Below are 21,801 nucleotides of genomic sequence, written 5' to 3'. Positions count from 1 at the left end.
GACTACACCCCACCTATTGCGGCCCAGCATCACGTTTTCGATACAGCACCTCGATGCGCCGCCGGAAACGCGCATGCACCCGCTGGATCTCACCCAGGACACTGAGCGGCGCGCGGCGCATCGCCCTTGTCTGCTCCGCGTGACCGGCGTCGGTCAGCGCCCCCTGCAACCACAGGGCGTCCAGCAACTGGATGGCGAGATCGGCGCGGAGGAAGAGGACCACGTACGCGCTCGTCAGCGGCTTGCGGATGTCCGCAATCAAGGGCTCGACCCGGCCCTGTTCGCCGGCCTGCAGGCCTGCGGCGTCGAGCTGACCCCGCGTCCAGTCGATCATCCTCTCGACCTTGTGCACCTGCTGCGCGACGGAGTCCTTCAAGCACCGCAGTTCCTTCAGAGGGTAGGTATCCCGCAGGACGTTCGGCGCAAAGACGCACACGGCGTAGAGACGGCAACTGGCCTCTTCAAAATTCCACCTCCAGACGCCGATCAAGCGCGGATTGGCCGAATTGACGGTTCGGGTGATGCAGGTGCCACGCAAAATCCGAGTTTGCGGACGAGCGAAGCCATCATGTTGATTCATGAGAATCTCCAAGCATTTTTGGGGATGGGAATGACAGGACGTCCGCTGCCAGGAACAGCATACCGAAACGTCTCGACTTTCAAAGCGAGCGACCGGCGCCGCCGCGAGGGATCGCGGCGGCCCTGCCGACCTCACTCCCGCACGACGTAAGGCCGTCCGCCCAGGTGCCGGTGATAGACACCAAAGCCCCCGTCCCTCGCCGCATGGCGACTGACGAGGTCGGCCTGGCCCGAGAGGCGGTCCACCGTCGACAGGATGTGGGCATCCAGGCTCAGGGGCTCCCGCAGCCCCAGCCAGTCGGGCGCCCCCTTGGCGGCGGTAATGGCATGAAGAAGTGCGAGGTAATGGGCCTCGGGCACGATCACCCGGTGCTGGGCCCTGGCGCCGGCGATCCACTCGAGAATCGTATGCTTGTGGCCCAGCAGCGCCCCGCGCTCCGTCATCTCGTAGCGGCACCGCACCGTATTGAACTTGTACTCCTCGGCCTTACCCGCGTCGTGGAGCAGGCTCGCCGCGATCAGCACAGGCAGATGCACCTCCGCGTGATGGCTGCCAAGGGTACGGGCCCGCTCGGCAACTTCCAGCGAATGGCGAAAGTTGCCGTTGCGGCCGTTGTGATGCCCCTGGAGCGAACTCGGCCCCTCGAGATAGCGCTGGAAACGGCGGGGGTCCCAGAACACCGCGTTGAAAAGGTGCTGCAGCGGCCGGCTCAGGCTTTCCCAGAAGCGCCCTGCCCGCGCGACGAGCTCCCGATCCCGGACCCAGGCGTGGGGCACCGTGTCAAAGGGATTTAGGCTCGCCTCAGGCCGTTCGAGTTTCACCAGCCGAGCGATCCGGATCGCCCCCAAAGTACTGGTCGGCCGGCCGAGCCAACGGATCGACACGAGGCTGCCAGCCGTCAGCCTGCTATCCGGATGGCGGCACAGCCACTCCACGCGCAGCACGGCCCTCTCATGGAAGACGACCGCCACGTTGAGCAGGTTGCGCTCATTGAAGGGCAGGCGCTCAATCGACTGGACCCGGAAGACCAACGGGAGGCGGTCGATGACATGATCCGGCTGGGGCAGCTGGCCCACCGAAAACACAGTTTTGCGGGCATCAGACATGGTGATGAGCTCCTTCAACGACAACGTTTTGTGCGGAGGACGCAAAGCGCTCACTCAGCAAGCGCTCGAAAGCGGATCCATCTTTGCGGGTCAGGTTAGGCACGTAACGGGAATACACCTTGAACAGCATCTCGGTGCTCGTGTGCCCCATCTGTCGGGCGATCCACTCGGGGTTTTCCCCGGCGGCGAGCCACAAAGTCGCGGCGGTATGGCGGGTCTGATATGGCCGTCGCTTCTTGAGCCCGAGGTGCCGCAGCAAGGGGTACCAGATACGCTTGGTGATGTTGTTGTGGTCCAAGGCGTGCCCCGTGCTGCTGCAGAAGACGAAGCCCTTCAAGCGCCCGGAGCGAGCCAGCTGGCGCTTGAGCGCGTCGTACACCACTTGGGACATATGGATATCACGCACGGACTCGATGGTCTTGGCGTCTTCTTCCACCACGCCGAGGACAATCGTTTCCCGCACGAGGATCAGTTGGCGCTCGAAATCCACATACTTCCACTTGAGTCCATCCACCTCGCCGGTGCGCATCCCGGTAAAGAAGCGCACCGTGTAGTAATCGCGGAAGTCCTCTCTTACGGTGTCGAGAATGCGTTGCACCTCGGCGAGCGTGAAGGGTTCGACGTCGCTCTTTGGGATACGCAGCGGTTTGATGTTGTAGTAAGGACTGGTAAATTTGTACCGGTCGGAGGCTTCTGCAAGGATCAGGCTCATCACATTCATGATGGCGTTGATCCGGCGGGGCGACAGCGTTTCCTTCTTCCGGCCTTTGACTTTGGCGAGTTCGGACCGGAGTTGAAGGAGTTCTTCCCGCAGGAGGCTTCCGACATCCCGCGCCCCAAAACGGGGCAGCAGATGCTTGGTGACGATGTCGCTGACGGTACGCTGGTACGAGCGGCGCCAAGTCACTTGGTTTTCCAGCTGCCAGGTCTCGGTGAAAGCGCCGATGGTCGGGCGAGTGGTGGAGGCCGGGACAGGAGCAGACGGTGGGGGCGCAGAGATTACCGCAGGGCCGTCTACCTGAGGCGTAGGCTGACCAAGGCCTGTCTCCCGCGGTGCCTCGCTTCCCGCTACCGCGAATGTTGCGGCGAGCTTGCTGCCGGGGAAGAAAGCCGAGTAGTCAAAAACCCCTTGGTGAATCTCCAGCTCGATACGCTGCAACACCTTTTCCAGCCGGCGCCGGTTCGCGGGCGAGTCATCCAAGAGAGTCTGTTCTCTGCAACGCACGCCTTGAAAGCGGAAGTCGAAGAACAGTTTCCCGGAGTCGGCCCGAGCTCTGATACTAGCCATGGCGAGCCTCCTTCTGTGCCGTCTGGGCCCGAAGGTGTTGTCCAGTCTTCCGAGGCGTCCCGGGAATCGCAGCAACCCGGCACGCCACCCCGCTGGCCATGGGAATCGTGACTGAACGGGCGTGCTCGGACTGACCACGAGTCGGCGTTGCGGCCTGGACAAGCCCCGCATCCAGGGACTCGAGAGCCATGTCTTTCTCGATCTGCTCCCATACGTAAAGGATCTTTCGACCCCCGAATGGACGGATGTAATGCACACCCTCGAGCAGAACCGAGTCCTTCAGACGTTCGCGGATGGTTCGAACGTCGTACTTGATCCGAGCGGCAAGCTCGTCTGTAGTTAGGTAGGTGTTAGCGGACATGAGGACTTCTCCGTAGAATTGATCTTTCAGCAGGGCGTTTTGTTGCTCGATAGCTTCAAAACGATCTACTGGAGACCATTCTACACAAAAAGAAGACCTACCAAAGACCTTTTTGACCTTCTAAAGATCATTTTTTGTATTCGGAGCGCAACGTGATCAAGTGCCACCTATCCCGCCTCCTTGGCGAGCGGAAGCTGAAGATCAGCGACGTCACACGGGACACGGGCATCAACCGGGGAACGCTGACCCGCCTGTATCACGAGACCGCCGAGCGCGTAGAGCTCGATGTCCTGGACGCTCTATGCGTCTACCTGAACTGTGGGCTGCCTGACTTGCTGGAGTACCAAAAGAGTGAGCAGGCCTCTCCAGCTCCGCTCGCTGACAGCAACGGCTAGACGGCAAGAGGGAATCACGCAAGCCCGGTCACCGCGCCTAACTGGCACGGTGACCGAAGGTCAAACCATTCACGGTTCGGAAAAAGCGGAATTTTGTCCGGGCACAGAACGGGCACAGAACGGGCACGGTTTGGGCACTGAGTGGGCACAAGCTGAGATCCGAGCCCGAAAAGCGTTAAGGCCCAAGCACCTAAATGCTTGAGCCTTAACGCTTTTGTTTGGTTGCGGGGGCAGGATTTGAACCTGCGACCTTCGGGTTATGAGCCCGACGAGCTGCCAGACTGCTCCACCCCGCGTCTGGAGAAACAAGATATTAGACGATCGGCCTGATCGAGTCAAATTTTATTTTGCGGTGCGACAAGAAAGCAGGCCGGGTTGCAGGTATCGCCACGTACTTGGGTGAAAACCGGGCAGCGCTCACATTCGATGGTTGCGGCCTCCATACGGTAAGGTATGCTGCGCAGCGCAGGATGGCTGGCCGCCCGTTCGCAACATCGCTGCTGACGCAGCGCGCCAGGTTTCCTGCCTATAAAAGCTATGGAAAAACCAACGCAACAAGGAGCAACAGCATGGCAATTCAAACCGTCGGCGTGATCGGCGCCGGGACCATGGGCAACGGCATTGCCCAGGTCTGTGCAGTGGCAGGCATCAGGGTGGTGATGGTGGATGTGTCCACCGAAGCCGTCGAGCGTGGCATCAAGACCGTCTCCGGCAGCCTCGACCGCCTGGTCAAGAAGGAAAAGCTGAGCGCCGCCGACAAGGACGCGGCCCTCGCCCTGATCCGCGGCACCACCGCCTACGCCGACCTGGCCGGCGCCGACCTGGTGATCGAGGCGGCCACCGAGAACGAGGCCCTCAAGCTGCGCATCCTCAAGGAAATCGACGGCATCGTGCCGGCCGGCACCCTCATCGCCACCAACACCTCATCGATCTCCATCACCAAGCTGGCGGCCTCGGTGTCCTCCCCGTCGCGCTTCATCGGCATGCACTTCTTCAACCCGGTGCCGCTGATGGCCCTGGTCGAGCTGATCCGCGGCCTGCAAACCTCCGACGAGACCCTCGCCGCCGTGCAGGCCTTCACCACCGCCATCGGCAAGACCCCGATCGTGGCCCGCAACAGCCCGGGCTTCGCGGTGAACCGCATCCTCTGCCCGATGATCAACGAAGCGGTCTTCGCGCTGCAGGAGGGCCTGGCCACCGCCGCCGACATCGACGAAGGCATGAAGCTCGGCTGCAACCACCCGATCGGCCCCCTGGCCCTGGCCGACCTGATCGGCCTGGACACCATGCTGTCGGTGATGGAAGTGTTCTACGCCGGCTTCAATGATCCCAAGTACCGCCCCGCCCCCCTGCTTAAGGAAATGGTGGATGCCGGCTACCTGGGCCGCAAGAGCGGCCAGGGCTTCTACAGCTATAGCTGAGCCTGCCTCGGTCGGGGCCACCGGACTGCCGGGTGGCCCCGGGGAGGGAGTCGCGCGTCAGGCCGCCACCAGCCCTGCCAGCCTTCGCGCCATATCGCCCTTCCGCGCGATCATCTTGTCCGCGAGCGCCGTCCGGCCACCCGCTGCGAGAATGAGGGCGCGGATCCGGTCGTCGGGAAGGCGGGTCACGACGCAGATGGCAGCAGCCAGCTCGTCCTGATCCATGCCACCGAACAGACTGCAGGCGTGAGGATTGTCAGGATTGGCACGCAGGCTGTCGAGCTCGCCCACCTGGCAGCCGAAAGCCCTGCCTTTGGGGTCGCCCCGGGCGCGGAAGTCCAGGGCTCCGCCCACGTCCAGGGTTAACACCCGTCCCTGCGCCACGCCCTGGTTGTCGCCGTGGAAGCCGGCCGCATCCCAGTTGGCGGTCCAGGCGTGGACTCCCAGCCAGTGCCGGGCCTGCCGGCGCTCGATGTCGCTCAGGTGGGCGACCTGTCTTTTATCCAGGCTCACCAGCTCGGTCGCGATCTGATCGGGCGCGCGGGTGCGCACGTAGTTGAGGGTGGGGGCGCCAGCCAGGAGGTAGAGCTGGGCGGCCAGCCATTCGTTGCAGGCATGGGCGGGCGACTCCAGGGTCTTGACGTAATAGCGCTGGCCGCTTTCGTCCTGGTAGATTCCGCCCGGATTGCTGCCCAGTTGCCCGCCGATGCGCCGCATCAGGGTGGTGTCGATCACGGACATCCCGGTAATCATGCGGCGTCCGGCTCCAAATCAGGGAATCGGCCGGGTTCGTCGCACCAGTGCCAGCTGGGACGTGGTTTCGATGGCTCCCTTGCGGGCCCGGCGCACATCCTTGATCGCCTGCTCCGGGTCCATGCCCAGCTCAACTAGCAGCCGGGCGGCGATCATGCCAGCCCGGCCCAGGCCGCCCTTGCAATGGACCACCACGTCCTCGCCAGCACGGAGCAGCGCGCGGATCTGCGGCCCCTGGCCCTCCCACTTGCGCTCGAAGTCCTGGCAGGGAGTGCTGAAATCGGCGATCGGCAGATGCATCCATTGCATCCCCCTCCGATGCACCTCGTGCCCCAGTTGCGGAACCCGCAGGGCGGTGAGCTCCACCGGCTCCACCAAAGTCAGCACCAAGCGCGCGCCCCAGGTGGCGATGGCATCCAGGTCCACACCCAGGTCGCGCGCCCAGGCGCCGGTGGCTGCCCATTGGTCGTGCTTGCCGGGGCAAAAGGTGATGCCGATACGGCCGTGGTCCAGGCTGGCACGCACCTCGGCGATCTGCAGCGGGTGGGAATGGCTGGTACGTGCGCCGCTCATTGGATGCGGAACCGGAGTTTATGGAAGGTGATGGTTGCGCATCCAGCCCGGGGCTGGATGCAACGGGAATCTACTCGGCGAGCGTCACATTCCTGCGCAGCACCACGGGCTTGCCACCGGCCTTCTTTTTCACGAGCCAGTGCGCCAGGGCCGAATCGAGATAGTCGGCATGGCCGGGAAACCACTTGACCAGCTCGGCAGCAAAGCTGCGGCCTATCTCCAGATTGCCCTCCAGCACCAGGGGCTCCACCTCGTGGGCCGAACCGAGCACTGCCTCGTGGTCATCCACATGGCAGTCCGTGGCGGGAAAATCGCTGGCCTGCATCCAGGCCTTCTCGTCGGCGAAGTGCTTTTCGGCGTGTTCGATGAATGCCCTCAGACGCGCCGGAAAATCGGCATCGTCGCAGCTCAGCATGGCATCCACCACTTCGACGAACTCCCGGTGGGTATCGTCCATCGGGGTGTAACCCAGCAGGTAGTTGTCGGTCCAGGGCATGCCTGTAGGTTCACTCATGGTCAGTCTCCTTGATCTGTTGTCCTTATAGACGCGCGGCTGGGAAGGGCTGCGAGCTCGTTGGCCAAGCAGGCCCTTGTCAGTCTTCGGCCCGGGCCCGGCACACTCCGTCGTCGGGTCATAGTATCCACCACATCAAGGCCGGCAGGCGAGCCCCCGTGGGGACTGCCTGGCGCTCAGATCCGGCGCAGCATGATGTGGTTGTGGATCAGGCTCAGCGCGTCGCTGCGAAAGCGCTGGTTCGGCGAAGCTGCCAACCAGTGCTTGATGAGGCCGCCAATGAACAGGAAGGTGTCGTGGGCCAGATCGCTGGCGCTCAAGCCCGGCCTCAGGGCACCCAGTTCACCGGCCTGCCGGTAGGCCTCGGTGAGCTTTTGCAGGAACTCCATCTGGCCGTCGCTGCAGCCCATCATGGGCTTGAACTCGTCCACATATTCGCACTTGAAGCTGAGGATCTCGAATATCTCGCGGACGTCGGCATGATCCTCGAGGATCACGAAGATCTCCCGGAGCGCCACCTCGATCCCGGCCAGGGGGTCGGCAGCGTTGAGATCGAACACGACGCGATCGACAAAAGGCAGCGTGGCCTCCTCCCGCATGGCAAAGAAAAGCTCGGTCTTGTTGCGGAAATGCCAGTAAACCGCGCCCCGGGTAACCCCTGCTGCCGCGGCCACTTTTTCCAGGGTTGAACTGCGGACGCCGCAATCCCGAAAGACCTGCCGGGCCGCATCAATGATGTGGCGGCGGGTAACCTCGGCTTCTTCCTTCGTCTTGCGAACCATATGGAATTTCAGATATCCAAAAAAGCTTCTGGGAATACTTTACATACATTCTTGAATGTATAAACTATGCCCTAACAACATCCAAAAATCCACCCCCGGAGGTCAACGTGACCACAAGACCGCTCTCCCGCAAGCCATCTCCATCCGCCGCCGTCCGCCGTTTCGCAACGCCGCCGCTGCTGCTCGGCCTCTGTATCCTCGCCGCCTGTACGGGCAAGGACCAACCCGCCGGCCCGCCGGGAGGCGCCCCTCAGGCGCTGCCGGTGACCATCCTCGAGGTGCAGCCGACCAAGGTGGAGACCAGCGTGGAGGCCGTCGCCCAGACCGAAGGCGCACGCGAGGTGGAAATCCGGGCCCGCGTGGGCGGCATCCTGACCAAACGGCTGTACGAGGAAGGTACCGCGATCAAGGCCGGCCAGCCCCTCTTCCAGCTCGATCGGGAACCCTTCGATGTGGCCGTGGCCCAGGCCAGGGCCCAGGTGGCCCAGAACAAGGCCCGCGCCGAGCAGACCGTGCGCGAGGCTGCCCGCCTGAAGGGCCTGCTGGCCCAGCAGGCCATCAGCCAGCGTGAATACGACACCGCCACCTCCGACAACTCCGCCGCCCTGGCCGCCGTGCAGTCCGCCGAGGCCGCCCTGCGCCAGGCCGAGCTCAACCTGACCTGGTCCACCGTGACCGCGCCGGTCTCGGGTGTCAGCGGCCGTGCCGCAGTCTCCGAGGGCAACCTGGTGAGCACCAACGGCCTGGTCACCACCGTGACCCAGCTCAACCCCATGTGGGTGCGCTTCTCCCTGTCCGAAGCCGAACTCAACGCCGCGACACCCAGCGGGCGCTTCAAGCCCCAGGGCGTGCGCGGGGTCGAACTGATCCTGCCGGACGGCAGCATCTACCCGGTACGCGGCAAGCTCAACTTCGCGGCCAGCCAGGTCAATCCGGCCCTCGGCACTCTCCAGCTGCGGGGCGAGTTCCCCAATGCCGACGGCGCCCTGCTGCCCGGCCAGTTCGTGCGCGCCCGCCTCCTCACCGGTGAGCGCGAAGGCGTCTTCAAGGTGCCCCAGAACGCGGTGATGCAGACCGACAAGGGCGCCGTGGTGATGCTCGCCAACGCCGACAACAAGGTCGAGCCGCGGCCGGTCAAGACCGGCCAGTGGGTCGGCACCGACTGGGTCATCCTCGGTGGCCTGAAGGCCGGCGACAAGGTCATCGTGGACAACCTGATCAAGGTCCGCCCCGGCGCCCCGGTGGCCCCTCATGGCCCCGGCGAAGGCCCCGGCGCGCCCGGCAACAAGCCTGGAGCTGCCCCTGCCGCCCCGGCCAAGGGTTGAGGGAGTAAGCATCCATGTCACGCTTCTTCATCAGCCGACCGATCTTCGCATCGGTCATCTCCATCATCATCGTCATCGCCGGCCTGATGGCCTCGCTGACGCTGCCGGTGGCCCAATACCCGGAGATCACGCCGCCCACGGTGATCATTTCCGCCACTTTCCCCGGCGCCAACGCCGAAACCCTGTCCAAGACCGTGGCCGCTCCCATCGAGGAGCAGCTGTCGGGCGTGGAGGGCCTGCTCTATTACAACTCCCAGAGCACCTCCAACGGTACGGTCAGCATCACCGCCACGTTTGAAGTGGGCACCAACCCGGACACCGCGCTCATCGCGGTCAACAACCGGGTCAAGGTCGCCGAGCCGCGCCTGCCCGACGATGTGCGGCGGACCGGCGTGCTGGTCCAGAAGCGCTCCAACAACATCCTCATGTTTGCGGCCCTGCGCTCCCCTGATCAATCCTACGATGCGCTCTACTTGTCGAACTACGTCGCCCTCAACATCGTCGAGGAGATCCGCCGGATCCCCGGTGTGGGTGACGCCCAGCAGTTCGACCCGGTGTACGCGATGCGGGTATGGCTGAAGCCGGACGTGATGGCGAAGCTAAGCATCACCACATCCGACGTAGCCAACGCGATCAAGGTGCAGAACACCCAGAACGCAGCAGGCAAGATCGGCGCCGAACCGGTGGTGAATGGTCAGCAACTGACCTATACGGTGACGGCCAAAGGGCGGTTGCTTACCCCCGAGGACTTCGGCAACATCGTGCTGCGGGCCGAGGGGCCTGGCGGCCTGGTTCGCCTGAAGGACGTCGCTCGTCTCGAACTGGGAGCCGATGGCTATGACCGCAGCGCCCGGGTGAACGGCGCCCCCGTGTCTGGCATGGGCATCTACCTGCAGTCCGGCGCCAACGCCCTCGACACCGCCCAGAAGGTGCGCGCACGCCTGGACGAAATGTCCAAGCAGTTCCCCAAGGGCATCGAGTATTTCGTACCTTACGACACCACCCGCTTCATCCAGGAATCCGCCAAGGAGGTGGTGCATACGCTGATCGAAGCCGCCATCCTGGTGATCGCGGTCGTCTACCTGTTCCTGCAGAACTGGCGCGCCACCCTGATCCCCATCGTGGCGGTGCCGGTGTCCCTGATCGGCACCTTTGCCGGCATGTGGCTGTTCGGCTTCTCGATCAATACCCTGACCCTGTTCGCCATGGTGCTGGCCATCGGCATCGTGGTGGATGACGCCATCGTGGTGCTGGAGAACGTCGAGCGCCTGATGAGCGAGCAGAAGCTGTCGCCCCGCGATGCGGCCATCGAGGCCATGCGCGAAGTATCCGGCGCGGTCATCGCAATCGTCCTGGTGTTGTGCGCAGTATTCGTGCCGGTAGCCTTCCTCGGCGGCATCGCCGGCAAGCTGTACCAGCAGTTCGCCGTCACCGTGGCGGTGGCGGTGGTGATCTCTGGCATCGTCGCACTGACCCTGACGCCTGCCCTGTGCGCCCTGCTGCTCAAGCCGACCCACGAGGAGAAGCCGCTCTTCCGGCCCTTCAACCGGCTGTTCGACCGCTTCACCCGCAGCTACACCGGCATCGTCGGCCTGACCCTGCGCCACGGCATCATTGGCGGTCTGTTCTTCATCCTCGCCATCGCCGGCGCGGGCGGCCTGCTGCGCCTGGTACCGGGCAGCTTCGTGCCGGCAGAGGATCAGGGTTACCTGTTCGGCTTCGTCACGCTCACCGATGGCGCCTCTGCACAACGCACCGGCGCTGCGGCAGAACAGATGCGTCAACGCATCATGTCCGATGATGTCGAGAATATCTTCTTCATCAACGGCACTGACTTCATCACCGGCAACAACCGGCCCAGCGTCGCCACGACCTTCATCATCTTCAAGCCCTGGGAGCAGCGTACGGTCACCACCGGCGAGATGGCCGGCAAGTTCATGGGCATCGGGATGAGCCTGTCCGACGGTATGGGCCTGGTCTTCAATCCACCCCCCATCCAGGGTCTGGGCACGGCCGGCGGCTTCGAGGTCTATGTGCAGAACCGCGCGGACGGCGATGCACGCAACCTGGCGGCGGTGACGGGGCAGTTCGTCGAAGCCCTCAAGAAGCGTCCCGAGCTCACCGGCATCAACACCTTCTTCCGGGTCACCGCACCGCAGCTTTACGTGGAGGTGGATGAACCCAAGGCCTTGTCGATGGGCGTTCCCCTCGACTCGATCTACGCCACCCTGCAGGCCAGCACCGGCACCCTGTACGTCAACGACTTCAACCGCAGCGGCAAGACCTACAAGGTCCAGGTGTCGGCCGACGCCGCCTACCGGATGAAGCCGGAAGACCTGCTCAAGCCCTTCGTGCGCTCGAACAGCGGTGCCATGGTGCCCCTGTCGGCGATCGCCACCGTCAAGACCATCACCGGCGCCGAACTGGTGGAGCGTTTCAACGGCTTCGTCTCGGCCAAGGTCCTTGGCAGCGCTGCACCTGGCTTCAGCTCCGGCGACGCCATCAAGGCGGTAGAGGAAGTCTCCAAGGAGATGTTGCCCGAGGGCTACCGAACCGAGTGGGTCGGCCAGGCCTTCCAGGAAAAGCGTACCGGCAGCGCCTCGGTGATCGCCTTCGTCTTCGGCATCATCATGGTCTTCCTGATCCTGGCAGCCCAGTACGAAAAGTGGTCACTGCCCCTGGCGGTGATCATGGCCGTGCCCTTCGCCATGCTCGGCGCCCTGCTGGCCGTGCTCTTCCGCGGCATGCCCAACGACATCTACTTCCAGATCGGCCTGGTGGTGCTGGTCGGCCTGGCGGCGAAGAACGCGATCCTGATCGTCGAGTTCGCAGCCCAGAAGCAGGCCGAGGGCATGCCCATCGTCGATGCGGCCATCGAAGCGGCCCGCCTGCGCTTCCGCCCCATCGTGATGACCTCCCTGGCCTTCATCCTGGGTGTGCTGCCGCTGGCCATCTCGTCCGGCGCGGGCGCTGCCGCCCGCCGTTCGATGGGGACCGGTGTCGTGGGGGGCATGATCGCCGCCACCTTCATCGCCACCATCTTCATTCCCCTGTTCTTCAAGTGGCTGAGCGGCCGCGCCAGCAAGGCGCCGTCTGTCGGTGATAGCAGCCACGCCCATCCGGAGGTGAAGCAATGATCCGCCCCCGTCCCACCCTGCTGGCGGCCGCACTCACCGCCGCCGCGCTGAGCGGCTGTGCCCTCGGCCCCGACTACGTCCGTCCGGCCGAGCAGGTCGGCCTGCCGGCGGCCTATACCGAACAGGCCGCCCTGCCCACCGCCGACACCCCGGCGCTGGCCGGGCGCTGGTGGTCCCTGTTCGGCGACCCGCAGCTCGACACCCTGGTGGACCAGGCCCTGGTCTCCAGCCCGGATGCCCGCAGCGCCGCAGCCCGCATCGAGGAGGGCGATGCCCTGCTGCGCCAGGTCAACGCCGCCCTGCTGCCCCAGGTCGACGCCAATGCCGGCGTGTCCCGCAGCCGGACCATCCTGCCCAACGCCAACCCGCCCAGCGGGCTGGTGCGCACCACCGACAAGCTCGGCCTGTCCACGTCCTTCGAGCTGGACATCTGGGGCAAGCTGCGGCGTGCCTCCGAGGCGGCCCGGGCGCAGGCCCTGGGCACCCGCTATGCCAGCGAGACGGTGTCCCTGAGCCTCGCCGCATCGGTCACCCAGGCCTACCTCAACCTGCGTGCCATCGATGCCCAGTTGCTGGCCGTGCGTGACTCGGTGAGCAGCCAGGCGCGCAGCACCCAGCTGGCCCGCATCCGCTTCGACAGTGGCTACGTGTCCCAGCTGGATGTGCAGCAGGCTGAGGGCGCGCTGGCCACCTACACCGCGGCGCAGCTGCAGCTGGAGAAGAGCCGTGCCCTGGCGGAGAACCTCATTGGTCTACTGGTCGGCCAGCCCGGCCTGCGGATTGCCGCCGGCGACCTGGCGCGCCTTCCGGTTCCGCCGGTGCCGCCGACCGGCCTGCCCTCGGCCCTGCTGGAAGGCCGGCCCGACGTGCGCAAGGCCGAAACCGACCTGATCGCCGCCAACGCGAAGATCGGTGTCGCCAAGGCCGCGCTGTTCCCGAGCATCACCCTGACCGGCAGCTATGGCCGCGAAAGTCGTGAGCTCTCGGATCTCTTCAGCCCCGCCGCCATGGTCTGGTCGGTGGGTGCAGGCCTGACCCAGCCGATCTTCGAGGGCGGCCGGCTGCGCGCCCAGGTGGATCAGATCAGCGCCCAGCAGAAGCAGAGCCTGGAAAGCTATCGCAAGACGGTCCAGACCGCCTTCCGGGAGGTCAACGACGCCCTGGTCGCCGTGCGTTTCAACGGCGAGGCGGAGGATGCCTACAGCACCGCCCTCAAGGCGGCACAGAGCGCCCTGAAACTGGCCCAGGCCCGCTACGACTCGGGCTACTCGCCCTTCCTCGAGGTACTGAGCGCTCAGCGCACGGCCAACGATGCCACCGTCGCCTGGGTGCAGAACCGCCAGGCCCGGCTATCCTCCTCGGTGGACCTGTTCAAGGCCCTCGGCGGCGGCTGGCAGGCGTCTGCGCAACTGGCCGGCGGAGCGCAGCAGCCCCGCTGAGGCAGCGCCCCCTGCAGCACCCCGCGCCCCGGATGGCTTGCCCGCCGCCGGGGGGCGGTCCGTTTACCGGCCCCTGGCGGCGGCCAGGCGCCCAACGGTGGCAACGGCATCCAGCAGGCGCGCATCCGCCGGATGACCGAAATTCAGGCGGATGCAATGGCCGAACTCCCGCTTGGCCGAGAAGATCGGGCCCGGCGCCACGCTGATCCCCTGCGCCAGGGCCGCGCTGTGCAGGGCCAGGGCATCCACCTGACGGGGCAGCTCCAACCACAGGAAGTAGCCACCATCCGGCCGGGCCAGACGGGTCCCTTCGGGAAAATGCGCCTCCACGGCCGCCACCACGGCGGCCTCCTGGCTGGCCAGGGTGCGCCGCAGGTGCCGCAGGTGGTTGTCGTAGCCGCCCTGCTTCAGGTAGTCGGCCAGGGCGATCTGCACCGGCACGGTGGTGGCCAGGCTGAGGGACAGCTTCTGGCGCTGGATCGCCGCCGCGTAGCGGCCCGCCGCCACCCAGCCGATCCGGTAGCCCGGCGCCAGGCACTTGGAGAAGGACGACACATGCATCACCCGCCCGGTCGGATCCACGGCCTTGCTGCCCAGCGGCGGATCGGCGGCAAAATGTAGTTCGGCATACACATCGTCTTCGATCAGGGGCACATCGTGACGATCGAGGAGCGCCACCAGCTCCTTCCGCCGCGCATCCGGCACCCGTGCGCCGGTCGGGTTGGCAAAGTTCAACATCAGCAGGCAGGCCTTCACCGGGTGGTGGCGCAGCGCGTCCTCCAGCGCAGCCAGGCTGACCCCTTCGCGGGGGTGGCTGGGAATCTCGATGACCTTCAGGCCCAGGCGCTCGGCGGCCTGCAGGCCGGCATAGAAGGTCGGCGACTCGATGGCGATCAGGTCGCCCGGGCGGGTCACCGCCTGCAGGCACAGGTTGAGCCCCTCCATCGCCCCCGAGGTGATCACGATCTCGGCGGGTGAGACGCTGGCGCCGTTGGCCAGGTAACGCAAGGACAACTGGCGGCGCAGCTCGTCGTTGCCCGGCGGCAGGTCGGTGACGGTGGCGAGCGGGTCCAGGTGACGGGCGGCCGCCGCCAAGTGGCGCCCCAGCTTGTCGAGGGGAAACAGGTAGGGGCTGGGAAAGCTCGACCCCAGCGGCACCACGGCGGGATCCTTGACGCTGTCGAGGATCTGGAAGATGAAGTCGCTCACCACCAGTTCGGTGGAATGCCCCACCGGCCGGGTCATCTCCGGCTCGGGCCAGCGCTGGCCGAGGCGCGCCCGCACGAAATAGCCGGACTTGGGGCGGGCCTCGATCAGCCCGCGGCTCTCGAGCAGGTGATAGGCCTGGGTCACGGTGACCGGCGCGATGCCGTGCCGGCGGCAGGTCTGCCGCACCGAGGGCAGGCGGTCTCCGGGGCGCAGCACGCCCTCGAGGATCAGGCGGGCGGTCTCGTCGGCGAGGGTCTGGTAGAGGCTCATGGCCGGAATGTTAGCAGCCCGCCCCAAAGACAAAGGCCGGGCAAGCCCGGCCTTCTTGTGCCCCGCAAAAAGGTCTGCGCTTACTGCACGCGCACTTCCACTCGGCGGGCTTCGGCGCCTTCGGTGCCACCCAGGGTCACGGCCGGCTTGCGCAGGGCGATCTTGTCAGCCGGGATGCCGGCAGCCACCAGCGCATCCTTGAGAGCCAGGGCACGGGCCTTGGCGACTTCGGCATTCACCGCCGCGCCACCGGTTTCGTCGTGGTAACCGGAGATCAGGACGATCCGGGTGCTGTCTTCCTGCAGCTTGGCGACCACCTTGGCCACCTCGTCGGCAGCGCCTGCCGGCAGTTCGGACTTGCCGGAGTCGAAGTAGAGCTTGACCAGGGCTTCGCCGATCTCGGCGATCTCCGGCGCTTCGGCGGTGGCCGCGGCGGCCGGCTTGGCCTGGGCAGTCTGGCCGGTCACATAGACGGTGAGGCCGATCACCAGACCAATCACCAGGGCAATGATGCCGAACAGGATGCCCAGTACCAGGTTCTGGTTGTCGTCGTCTTGCTGCATCGGAAAGTCCTTTCTGGAAAAGAGTGAAATATTCAGCCCGCAAGTATAGCGGCTTATTCACCAGGCCTATCCAAAAGCCCTGCCGGCGACAGGGAAACGTGCTCCTTGATCGGCGGCCCTGCAAGCTCCTGATCCGCCGCAGCGGCCACGCACGGTGCGTCTCCGGCCTGGATGTATTCCAGAATCCTAATTCAATGAAAATTTGTCAAATTCAAGATTTGTGTGATTTTGTCACTAAAGATTACTGAATATTCACGAATATCCTGAAACCCGCGGAATAGTTGGCTTTAGCACTCGCAAGGCTGAATCAAGATTCGCCGACTTTTGAGCTTGGAGTGACGGGTGCTGAGGTGTTTGGGAGGATCACTGGGGGGCGTGCTGCTGGCACTGGGCGTGAACGGACCGGTCATGGCCGGCGAACTGCCGCCCCTGCGCCTGAGCACCGTGCTTTCCGGCGCGAGCGGGCCGAACCTGTTGGTGTTCGAGAGCGATGAGCCCTCACCCCCGCAGTTGAACCTCAGCCAGAGCCTGGCCGCCGCAGACCTGCCGGAGCGTGGCGAGACGCCGGGCGACCTGCCGCTGGGCAAGGGCGCCGGCAGCCGGATCGCCATGAGTGAAGTGTTGAGCTACGACAGCAACGTCTTCCGCCTGCGGGATGCGGCCGCCGCCTCCGCCGCCGGGCTGTCCGGGCGGGGGTCGTGGCACAGCCTGACCCGCCTGGAGCTGGGGCTGGACAAACGACATGCCGGGCAGCAGTGGCTGCTCGACCTGGAAGCGAACGCAAACCGCTATGGCAGCTTCGACTTCCTCAACCACACCACCCGCACGGCGGTCGGGCGCTGGCGCTGGAGCGCCGGCCCGGACTGGCAGGGCGAGGTGGGCGCCGAGCACCGGGAAGCCCTGGACGACTACGCCTACTTCCGCAACCCGGTGCGCAGCATTGCCACCACCCGGGTGTTGTCGGGCAGCGCCTTCTACCGCCTGACGAACGGCTGGCAGGTCGGCACCCAGGTCGCGGAAGGCAGCCGACGCTACAAGGACGGAACCCGTCCCACCAACGAACTCGACTTCGGCACGGTGGACCTGATCCTGCGCTATGCCCCCGAGGGCCGCGGAACAGCCACCCTGACCCGCCGCCGGGCCCGCGGCCAGTACCCCAACGCGCCGGCCGACGACGCCGGGACCCTGGCCGAGAAGCGCTTCCAGCAGGAAGAGACAAGCCTCGAGCTGTCGCTGCCTACGGGCACCGGCTCGCGCTACCTGATGCGGGTGGCCAGCGTCAGCCGCGAATACGGGCGTTACCCCCAGAGCAATTACTCGGGGCACTCCGCCCTCGTCGGTGCGGAATGGCAGGTGACGCCACGCAGCCAGCTCAGCGGGGTGCTGCGCTACGACGTGGAGCCGGCCCAGGACTTCGTGTCCAGCTATGTGGCCACCCGCGGCGCGCGGCTGGGATGGATCTGGGCCTATTCGCCGCGCACGCGGCTGGAAGGCCGCTACGAATGGCGCGATGCCCAGTACCGGGGCGACCCGGGCTTCGGCGTCGCAGTGACGAGTCGCCGGGAAGACAAGGTGGGGCAGGCGCAGTTGACCGCCACCCACCAGATGTCGCCCCGCCTGCGCTGGATCCTCAGCCTGCTGCGTGAACAGCGGGAGTCGAACCAGGCGGAATGGAGTTACACGGATTGGACTATGGCAGGGAGCGTGCAGTGGGCATTTTGAAGAACATCGACAAGCGCCGGGGCACCTGGTGGGCCGGCTTGCTGGCCAGCCTGTGGCTGGTGCTGGCCGGCGTACCGGCCCAGGCCGACCCGGCACCGCAGGAATACCGGCTCGGCCCGGGTGACAGCGTGAAGGTCTCGGTCTTCCAGAACCCGGACCTCAGCCTGGAAACGCGGGTCTCCGACACGGGCGCGATCAGCTACCCGCTGGTCGGCAGCGTCCAGCTCGGCGGCCTGACCCTGCAGGAAGCGGAGAAGGCCATCGCCACCGGCCTGCGCAGCGGCGGCTTCGTGCTGCAGCCCCAGGTCACCCTGCTCCTGCAGCAGGTGCGTGGCGCCCAGGTGGCCGTCCTCGGCCAGGTGGCCCGCCCGGGCCGCTACCCGCTGGAGAGCACCGCCACCAAGGTCACCGACGCCCTGGCCCTGGCCGGCGGCACCACCCCGCAAGGGGCCGAGAGGGTGATCCTCACCGGCATGCGCAACGGCCGCCGGGTCCGCGCCGAGATCGACGTGGCCGAACTGTTCGTCACCTGGACACCCGAGAAGGACGTGGCCGTGATGGCCGGCGACACCCTCTACGTGCAGCGCGCCGCCCAGATCTATGTGTATGGCGAGGTCCAGAAGGCCGGCGCCTACCGCCTCGAACGGCAGATGAGCGTGCTGCAGGCCCTCTCCGTCGGTGGCGGCCTGAGCCCACGCGGCACCGAGAGGGGCATCCGCATCCACCGTCGCGGTGACGACGGCAGCGTGCGCATCCTCAACCCGCAGCTGGGCGACCTGGTGCAGGCGGACGACGTGATCGTCGTCCGTGAAGCCCTGTTCTGAGGCCGGGGGTACATATGGGATTCAATCAACTCCTGGCGGTGCTCAAGGCCCGCCGCGTGCTGCTCGGCGGGGTCTGGGCGGCGGTCGTACTGCTCGCCCTGGCGGTCAGCCTGCTCCTGCCCAAGCAGTATTCTGCGCAGGCCGAAGTCGTCGTCGAACCGCGTGGCAGCGACCCCCTGTCGGCCCAGCACGGCAGCGGCTTCACCACCCCCGGTTTCCTCGCCACCCAGGCCGACATCATCGACAGCGAGCGGGTCGGTGCCCGCGCCGTGACCCTGCTCGGCCTGGCCGGCAAGGCGCCGTGGGCCGAGAAATGGCAGAAGGCCGCCGGTGGCCAGGGCGATGCCGCGCGCTGGATCGCCGGCCGCCTCAAGAAGTCGGTCAAGGTCAGCCCGTCCCACGAAAGCAACGTCCTCACCCTCACCGTCACCAGCGACAACCCGGCCTTCGCCGCCGAGTACGCCAACGCGCTGGCCCGCGCCTACCTGGAGACCGACCTGCAGCTCAAGGTCGAACCGGCCCGCGAGTACGCCGCCTGGTTCGACGAGCACACCAAGGTGCTACGCAACAATCTGGAACAGGCCCAGGCCCGCCTGTCCGACTTCCAGCGCGAACACGGCCTGGTCGGCGACGAAAAGGTCGACCTGGAGAGCGCCCGCCTCACTGAGCTGTCCACCCAGTTCACCGCCGCCCAGGCCCAGAGCTCCGACACCAGCTCCCGCCAGCGCCAGGGCGGCGGCATGAACGAGATCGCCAGCAATCCCCTGATCCAGGCCCTCAAGGTGGACCTGGCCCGCCAGGAGGCCAAGCTCAACGAGCTGTCCGGCTACCTGGGCGAGAACCACCCGCAGTACCAGCGCGTGCAGGGCGAGGTGGAGTCCCTGCGGGCCCGCCTGCGCCAGGAGAGCGGCCAGGTGGCGGCCGTTGTCGGCACCAACAACCGCATCAACCAGGCCCGCGAAGGCGACCTGCGGCAACGCCTGGACAGCCAGAAGCAGCGGGTCCTGGAGCTGAAGCAACAACGCGACGAAATGCTCCTGCTGCAGCGCGAGGTGGACAGCGCCCAGAAGGCCTACGACCTGGTCATGGCCCGCCTCACCCAGACCAGCCTGGAAAGCAAGTCGCGCCAGGGCAACGTGGCCCTGCTGTCCACCGCCGTGGCCCCCACCGAGGCCTCCAGCCCCAAGCTGATGCTCAACCTCGGCCTGGCCATCGCCATCGGCGGCCTGCTCGGCATGGCCATCACCATCGTGTGCGAGCTGCTCGACCGCCGCGTGCGGGCCGGCGCCGACCTGGCCGACACCCTCGGCGTGGCCTGGGTGGTCGAGATCAGCGCCCCGCCCGCCCAGCCGGCCACCGCGCCTGGCCGCCTCTCCTTCCTGCGACGCGCCTGAGCAAGGACCATGGACAAACTCAACTTCGCGGGCCCTTCTGCCCACCTCCCGCCCCACGTTCCACCCCACGCCCCGCTGCCGGTCATCGGCCAGCTGCTGATCGCCGCCGGACGCCTGTCTCCCGATGCCGCCGGCCGGGTGGCCGAACACCAGAAGCAGAGCGGCCTGCCCTTCGGCGAGACGGCCGTGGCCCTCGGCCTGGTCAGTCAGGACGACGTCCGCGCCGCCCTCGCCCGCCAGTTCGACTACCCGGTGCTGTCGCCTGGCGACGCCGGCGTGGCCCCCGAGCTGGTGGCCGCCTTCGCGCCGCAGTCGCCGCGGGTCGAAGCCCTGCGCCAGCTGCGCAGCCAGCTCGTGCTGCAGCGCCTGGCCAGCCCGGCCCGACGCACCGTGGCGATCGTCGGGCTCGAACGGGGCGAAGGCCGCAGCTGGCTGGCCGCCAACCTCGCGGTGGCCTTCTCCCAGCTCGGCGAACAGACCCTGCTGGTGGACGCCGACCTGCGCAATCCCCGCCAGCATGAACTCTTCCGGATCGGCACCGGCAACGGCCTGGCCGCCCGCCTGGCCGAGCGCAGCGCGGGCCCCGGCATAGCCGCCCATCCGCGGCTGGCCCGCCTCGCCGTGCTGCCGGCCGGCAACCTGCCGCCCAACCCCCAGGAGCTACTGGCGCGCCCCGCCTTCGCCACCGAACTGGCGCTGGCCCGGGAGCATTTCGAGATGGTCATCGTCGATACACCGGCCGACCAGATCGGCGCCGACGCCAGGCTGGTGGCCGCCGCCTGCGGCAGCGCCGTCATCGTCGCACGGCGTCATCACACGGCCAGCAAGGCACTCGGCCTCTTCGCCAACAGCCTGCGCGAAGCCGGGGTGACGGTGGCCGGCGGGGTGCTGCTGGACTTCTGATGAACGCCGCCCTCTGCGCCCCTCCTGCAGCCTGCACGCCCCAGGCCCCGGATCTCCGGGTCGCCCGCGGGCTGGCGATCGCCCTGTTCGGCAGCCTGTGGCTCAAGCTGGCGGTGGCCTTCATGCTGGTCCAGCCGGTGGTGGACCCGCACAGCGAATCGATCTACAACCGGCTCGCCGATGCCTCCATGCTCGGCACCATCCTGATCGGCCTCATCACCTACGCCGACGAGATCCTGCGCCGCAGCCCGCTGGTGCTGGTGGGCGTGCCCCTCGGGCTGGTGAGCTTCATCCTCACCGAGGTGCTGACCGGGATGAACCTCGGCACCGCGGTCTTCGAGTACCTGAAGATCGTCACCCCCCTGCTCATGTCGGTGGTCCTGCTGCGGATCTTCGAGCGGCAAGCGGCACTGGTGATCCAGCTCATGCGCAGCACCCTGGGCCTGGTGTGGCTGGGCGTGGTGTTCGGGCTGGTCTTCTTCCCACCCGCCCTGAACCGGGGTGGCGAGGTGTATTGGCCGGTCTATTTTGCCTCGCTGCACACCAGCTCCTACCTGATGGTGGTGTGCGCCGGCCTGTCGCTCTACATGTTCGAGGCGGGCCACATGGGCCGGCGCCTGCTGCTGGCGCTGATGGTCTGCTCCTTCGTGCTGGTCTTCATCGGCTGGGGGGTCCGCACCTCCATGGTGGCCGCCGCCGCCTTCGGACTGGTGTACGGGCTGCAGCGCTGGCGCCTGCTGCCCATCGTGCTGTTCGTGGCACTGGCGCTGGGACTCGCCATCGCCTTCGTGCCGCTGCTGTTAGGCCTGGTGCACATCCCCACCTGGGACGAGATGGTGGAGCTGTCCTCCGGGCGGGTCTCGATGTGGGCCGAAAAGTGGGACATCCTGGCCGGCAGCAACCTGCTCGAATGGCTCTTCGGCCACGGCGAGGGCTCCGACTGGATCGTCTCGGAAGTGTGGTGGTGGAGCGCCAAGGACTCCCACAACGACTTCATCCGCCTGCTCAACCAGCAGGGCGTGATCGGCCTGGGCTGCGTGCTCGGCCTGCTCGCCCTGTGGGCGCGCCTCTTCCCGCCCGGCGTGGCGGCGCCGCTGCTGGCAGCCCTGGTAGCCTCCACCGCCTTCAGCAACGGCATCATGTTCCGCCCCCAGGCCAGCCTGCTGATGCCCCTCGCCCTGCTCGCCGCCGCCGATGCCTGGATGCGCAGCCGCGCCGCCGCGGAGGCAGCACGATGAGCCC

The 21,801-nt window shown here is 66.4% G+C and carries 19 protein-coding genes and 1 tRNA gene; 10 read left to right on the top strand and 10 right to left on the bottom strand.

Going from position 1 to position 21,801, the window contains the following annotated elements:
• Positions 1-13: 13 nt before the first annotated feature.
• The 3 genes from HHL15_RS17800 to HHL15_RS17790 all read right to left on the bottom strand — a co-directional run bounded on the left by HHL15_RS17800 (position 14) and on the right by HHL15_RS17790 (position 2,974).
• Positions 14-580: a hypothetical protein gene (locus HHL15_RS17800; RefSeq protein ID WP_169147148.1), complete on the bottom strand. Its 567-nt coding sequence runs from the start codon at positions 578-580 to the stop codon at positions 14-16.
• Positions 581-711: 131 nt separating this feature from the next.
• Positions 712-1,686 carry an HD domain-containing protein gene (locus HHL15_RS17795; RefSeq protein WP_169147147.1) on the bottom strand — a complete coding sequence of 325 codons (975 nt, stop codon included), beginning with the start codon at positions 1,684-1,686 and terminating at the stop codon, positions 712-714.
• Positions 1,679-2,974, bottom strand: coding sequence for a site-specific integrase (locus HHL15_RS17790; RefSeq protein WP_169147146.1), 1,296 nt, complete (start codon positions 2,972-2,974; stop codon positions 1,679-1,681). The genes HHL15_RS17795 and HHL15_RS17790 overlap by 8 nt, the downstream gene beginning before the upstream one ends.
• A 513-nt stretch (positions 2,975-3,487) precedes the next feature.
• Here HHL15_RS17790 and HHL15_RS17785 point away from each other — a divergent pair.
• Positions 3,488-3,730 (top strand): helix-turn-helix domain-containing protein, encoded by a 243-nt coding sequence (locus HHL15_RS17785; RefSeq protein WP_169147145.1) that lies wholly within the window; start codon positions 3,488-3,490, stop codon positions 3,728-3,730.
• A gap of 219 nt (positions 3,731-3,949) precedes the next feature.
• Here HHL15_RS17785 and HHL15_RS17780 read toward each other — a convergent pair.
• A tRNA-Met gene (locus HHL15_RS17780) sits at positions 3,950-4,026 on the bottom strand.
• A gap of 174 nt (positions 4,027-4,200) precedes the next feature.
• Here HHL15_RS17780 and HHL15_RS17775 point away from each other — a divergent pair.
• Positions 4,201-5,151, top strand: a complete 951-nt coding sequence (locus tag HHL15_RS17775) for a 3-hydroxybutyryl-CoA dehydrogenase (RefSeq protein WP_169147144.1) — start codon at positions 4,201-4,203, stop codon at positions 5,149-5,151.
• A gap of 57 nt (positions 5,152-5,208) precedes the next feature.
• Here HHL15_RS17775 and HHL15_RS17770 read toward each other — a convergent pair whose 3' ends face one another.
• From HHL15_RS17770 to HHL15_RS17755, 4 genes are all read right to left on the bottom strand, one after another.
• Positions 5,209-5,904, bottom strand: a complete 696-nt coding sequence (locus HHL15_RS17770) for a hypothetical protein (RefSeq protein WP_169147143.1) — start codon at positions 5,902-5,904, stop codon at positions 5,209-5,211.
• Positions 5,905-5,922: 18 nt separating this feature from the next.
• Positions 5,923-6,477 (bottom strand): cyclin-dependent kinase inhibitor 3 family protein, encoded by a 555-nt coding sequence (locus HHL15_RS17765; protein WP_169147142.1) that lies wholly within the window; start codon positions 6,475-6,477, stop codon positions 5,923-5,925.
• Between the two features lie 70 nt (positions 6,478-6,547).
• The gene (locus HHL15_RS17760; protein WP_169147141.1) at positions 6,548-6,991 is read right to left on the bottom strand and encodes a hemerythrin domain-containing protein; all 444 of its coding nucleotides are present in this window, start codon (positions 6,989-6,991) and stop codon (positions 6,548-6,550) included.
• Between the two features lie 176 nt (positions 6,992-7,167).
• Entirely contained in the window at positions 7,168-7,773 is a 606-nt protein-coding gene (locus HHL15_RS17755) for a TetR family transcriptional regulator (RefSeq protein WP_169147140.1), read from the bottom strand.
• Positions 7,774-7,880: 107 nt separating this feature from the next.
• Here HHL15_RS17755 and HHL15_RS17750 point away from each other — a divergent pair, with 107 nt between their 5' ends.
• From HHL15_RS17750 to HHL15_RS17740, 3 genes are read left to right on the top strand one after another with little or no spacing between them, the layout of a single operon-like run.
• Entirely contained in the window at positions 7,881-9,098 is a 1,218-nt protein-coding gene (locus HHL15_RS17750; protein ID WP_169147139.1) for an efflux RND transporter periplasmic adaptor subunit, read from the top strand.
• Positions 9,099-9,112: 14 nt separating this feature from the next.
• Positions 9,113-12,235 (top strand): efflux RND transporter permease subunit, encoded by a 3,123-nt coding sequence (locus tag HHL15_RS17745; RefSeq protein ID WP_169147138.1) that lies wholly within the window; start codon positions 9,113-9,115, stop codon positions 12,233-12,235.
• The gene (locus HHL15_RS17740; protein ID WP_169147137.1) at positions 12,232-13,674 is read left to right on the top strand and encodes an efflux transporter outer membrane subunit; all 1,443 of its coding nucleotides are present in this window, start codon (positions 12,232-12,234) and stop codon (positions 13,672-13,674) included. The genes HHL15_RS17745 and HHL15_RS17740 overlap by 4 nt, the downstream gene beginning before the upstream one ends.
• Positions 13,675-13,737: 63 nt before the next feature.
• Here HHL15_RS17740 and HHL15_RS17735 read toward each other — a convergent pair whose 3' ends face one another.
• On the bottom strand, positions 13,738-15,153 hold the full coding sequence (locus HHL15_RS17735) for an aminotransferase-like domain-containing protein (protein WP_169147136.1): 1,416 nt from the start codon (positions 15,151-15,153) through the stop codon (positions 13,738-13,740).
• 80 nt (positions 15,154-15,233) lie between these two features.
• Positions 15,234-15,716 (bottom strand): OmpA family protein, encoded by a 483-nt coding sequence (locus HHL15_RS17730; protein WP_169147135.1) that lies wholly within the window; start codon positions 15,714-15,716, stop codon positions 15,234-15,236.
• Between the two features lie 375 nt (positions 15,717-16,091).
• Here HHL15_RS17730 and HHL15_RS17725 point away from each other — a divergent pair, with 375 nt between their 5' ends.
• Genes HHL15_RS17725 through HHL15_RS17705 form a run of 5 tightly spaced genes read left to right on the top strand, consistent with a single transcriptional unit; the run spans position 16,092 to position 21,797 of the window.
• Complete coding sequence (locus HHL15_RS17725; protein WP_169147134.1) at positions 16,092-17,438, top strand: porin family protein; 1,347 nt, start codon at positions 16,092-16,094, stop codon at positions 17,436-17,438.
• Positions 17,426-18,262 (top strand): polysaccharide export protein EpsE, encoded by an 837-nt coding sequence (gene epsE, locus HHL15_RS17720; RefSeq protein WP_206198840.1) that lies wholly within the window; start codon positions 17,426-17,428, stop codon positions 18,260-18,262. Before HHL15_RS17725 ends, epsE begins: the two co-directional genes overlap by 13 nt.
• A 14-nt stretch (positions 18,263-18,276) precedes the next feature.
• Positions 18,277-19,656 (top strand): chain length determinant protein EpsF, encoded by a 1,380-nt coding sequence (gene epsF, locus HHL15_RS17715; RefSeq protein WP_169147132.1) that lies wholly within the window; start codon positions 18,277-18,279, stop codon positions 19,654-19,656.
• A 9-nt stretch (positions 19,657-19,665) separates the two neighbouring features.
• The gene (locus tag HHL15_RS17710) at positions 19,666-20,559 is read left to right on the top strand and encodes a cellulose synthase operon protein YhjQ/BcsQ (RefSeq protein ID WP_169147131.1); all 894 of its coding nucleotides are present in this window, start codon (positions 19,666-19,668) and stop codon (positions 20,557-20,559) included.
• Positions 20,559-21,797, top strand: a complete 1,239-nt coding sequence (locus HHL15_RS17705) for an O-antigen ligase family protein (protein WP_169147130.1) — start codon at positions 20,559-20,561, stop codon at positions 21,795-21,797. The genes HHL15_RS17710 and HHL15_RS17705 overlap by 1 nt, the downstream gene beginning before the upstream one ends.
• Positions 21,798-21,801 lie beyond the last annotated feature (4 nt).

Origin of the sequence: Zoogloea dura, assembly GCF_012927165.1 — a bacterium.
In the GTDB taxonomy this organism is placed as follows: domain Bacteria; phylum Pseudomonadota; class Gammaproteobacteria; order Burkholderiales; family Rhodocyclaceae; genus Zoogloea; species Zoogloea dura.
This window is presented reverse-complemented; position numbering and strand designations above follow the sequence as displayed.

What these genes read in the sequence shown, in the direction of transcription:
- HHL15_RS17800 (WP_169147148.1), bottom strand. Translation starts at nt 580, where the DNA reads ATGAATCAACATGATGGCTTCGCTCGTCCGCAAACTCGGATTTTGCGT.
- HHL15_RS17795 (WP_169147147.1), bottom strand. Translation starts at nt 1,686, where the DNA reads ATGTCTGATGCCCGCAAAACTGTGTTTTCGGTGGGCCAGCTGCCCCAG.
- HHL15_RS17790 (WP_169147146.1), bottom strand. Translation starts at nt 2,974, where the DNA reads ATGGCTAGTATCAGAGCTCGGGCCGACTCCGGGAAACTGTTCTTCGAC.
- HHL15_RS17775 (WP_169147144.1), top strand. Translation starts at nt 4,201, where the DNA reads ATGGCTGGCCGCCCGTTCGCAACATCGCTGCTGACGCAGCGCGCCAGG.
- HHL15_RS17770 (WP_169147143.1), bottom strand. Translation starts at nt 5,904, where the DNA reads ATGATTACCGGGATGTCCGTGATCGACACCACCCTGATGCGGCGCATC.
- HHL15_RS17765 (WP_169147142.1), bottom strand. Translation starts at nt 6,477, where the DNA reads ATGAGCGGCGCACGTACCAGCCATTCCCACCCGCTGCAGATCGCCGAG.
- HHL15_RS17760 (WP_169147141.1), bottom strand. Translation starts at nt 6,991, where the DNA reads ATGAGTGAACCTACAGGCATGCCCTGGACCGACAACTACCTGCTGGGT.
- HHL15_RS17755 (WP_169147140.1), bottom strand. Translation starts at nt 7,773, where the DNA reads ATGGTTCGCAAGACGAAGGAAGAAGCCGAGGTTACCCGCCGCCACATC.
- HHL15_RS17745 (WP_169147138.1), top strand. Translation starts at nt 9,113, where the DNA reads ATGTCACGCTTCTTCATCAGCCGACCGATCTTCGCATCGGTCATCTCC.
- HHL15_RS17740 (WP_169147137.1), top strand. Translation starts at nt 12,232, where the DNA reads ATGATCCGCCCCCGTCCCACCCTGCTGGCGGCCGCACTCACCGCCGCC.
- HHL15_RS17735 (WP_169147136.1), bottom strand. Translation starts at nt 15,153, where the DNA reads ATGAGCCTCTACCAGACCCTCGCCGACGAGACCGCCCGCCTGATCCTC.
- HHL15_RS17730 (WP_169147135.1), bottom strand. Translation starts at nt 15,716, where the DNA reads ATGCAGCAAGACGACGACAACCAGAACCTGGTACTGGGCATCCTGTTC.
- epsF (WP_169147132.1), top strand. Translation starts at nt 18,277, where the DNA reads ATGGGATTCAATCAACTCCTGGCGGTGCTCAAGGCCCGCCGCGTGCTG.
- HHL15_RS17710 (WP_169147131.1), top strand. Translation starts at nt 19,666, where the DNA reads ATGGACAAACTCAACTTCGCGGGCCCTTCTGCCCACCTCCCGCCCCAC.
- HHL15_RS17705 (WP_169147130.1), top strand. Translation starts at nt 20,559, where the DNA reads ATGAACGCCGCCCTCTGCGCCCCTCCTGCAGCCTGCACGCCCCAGGCC.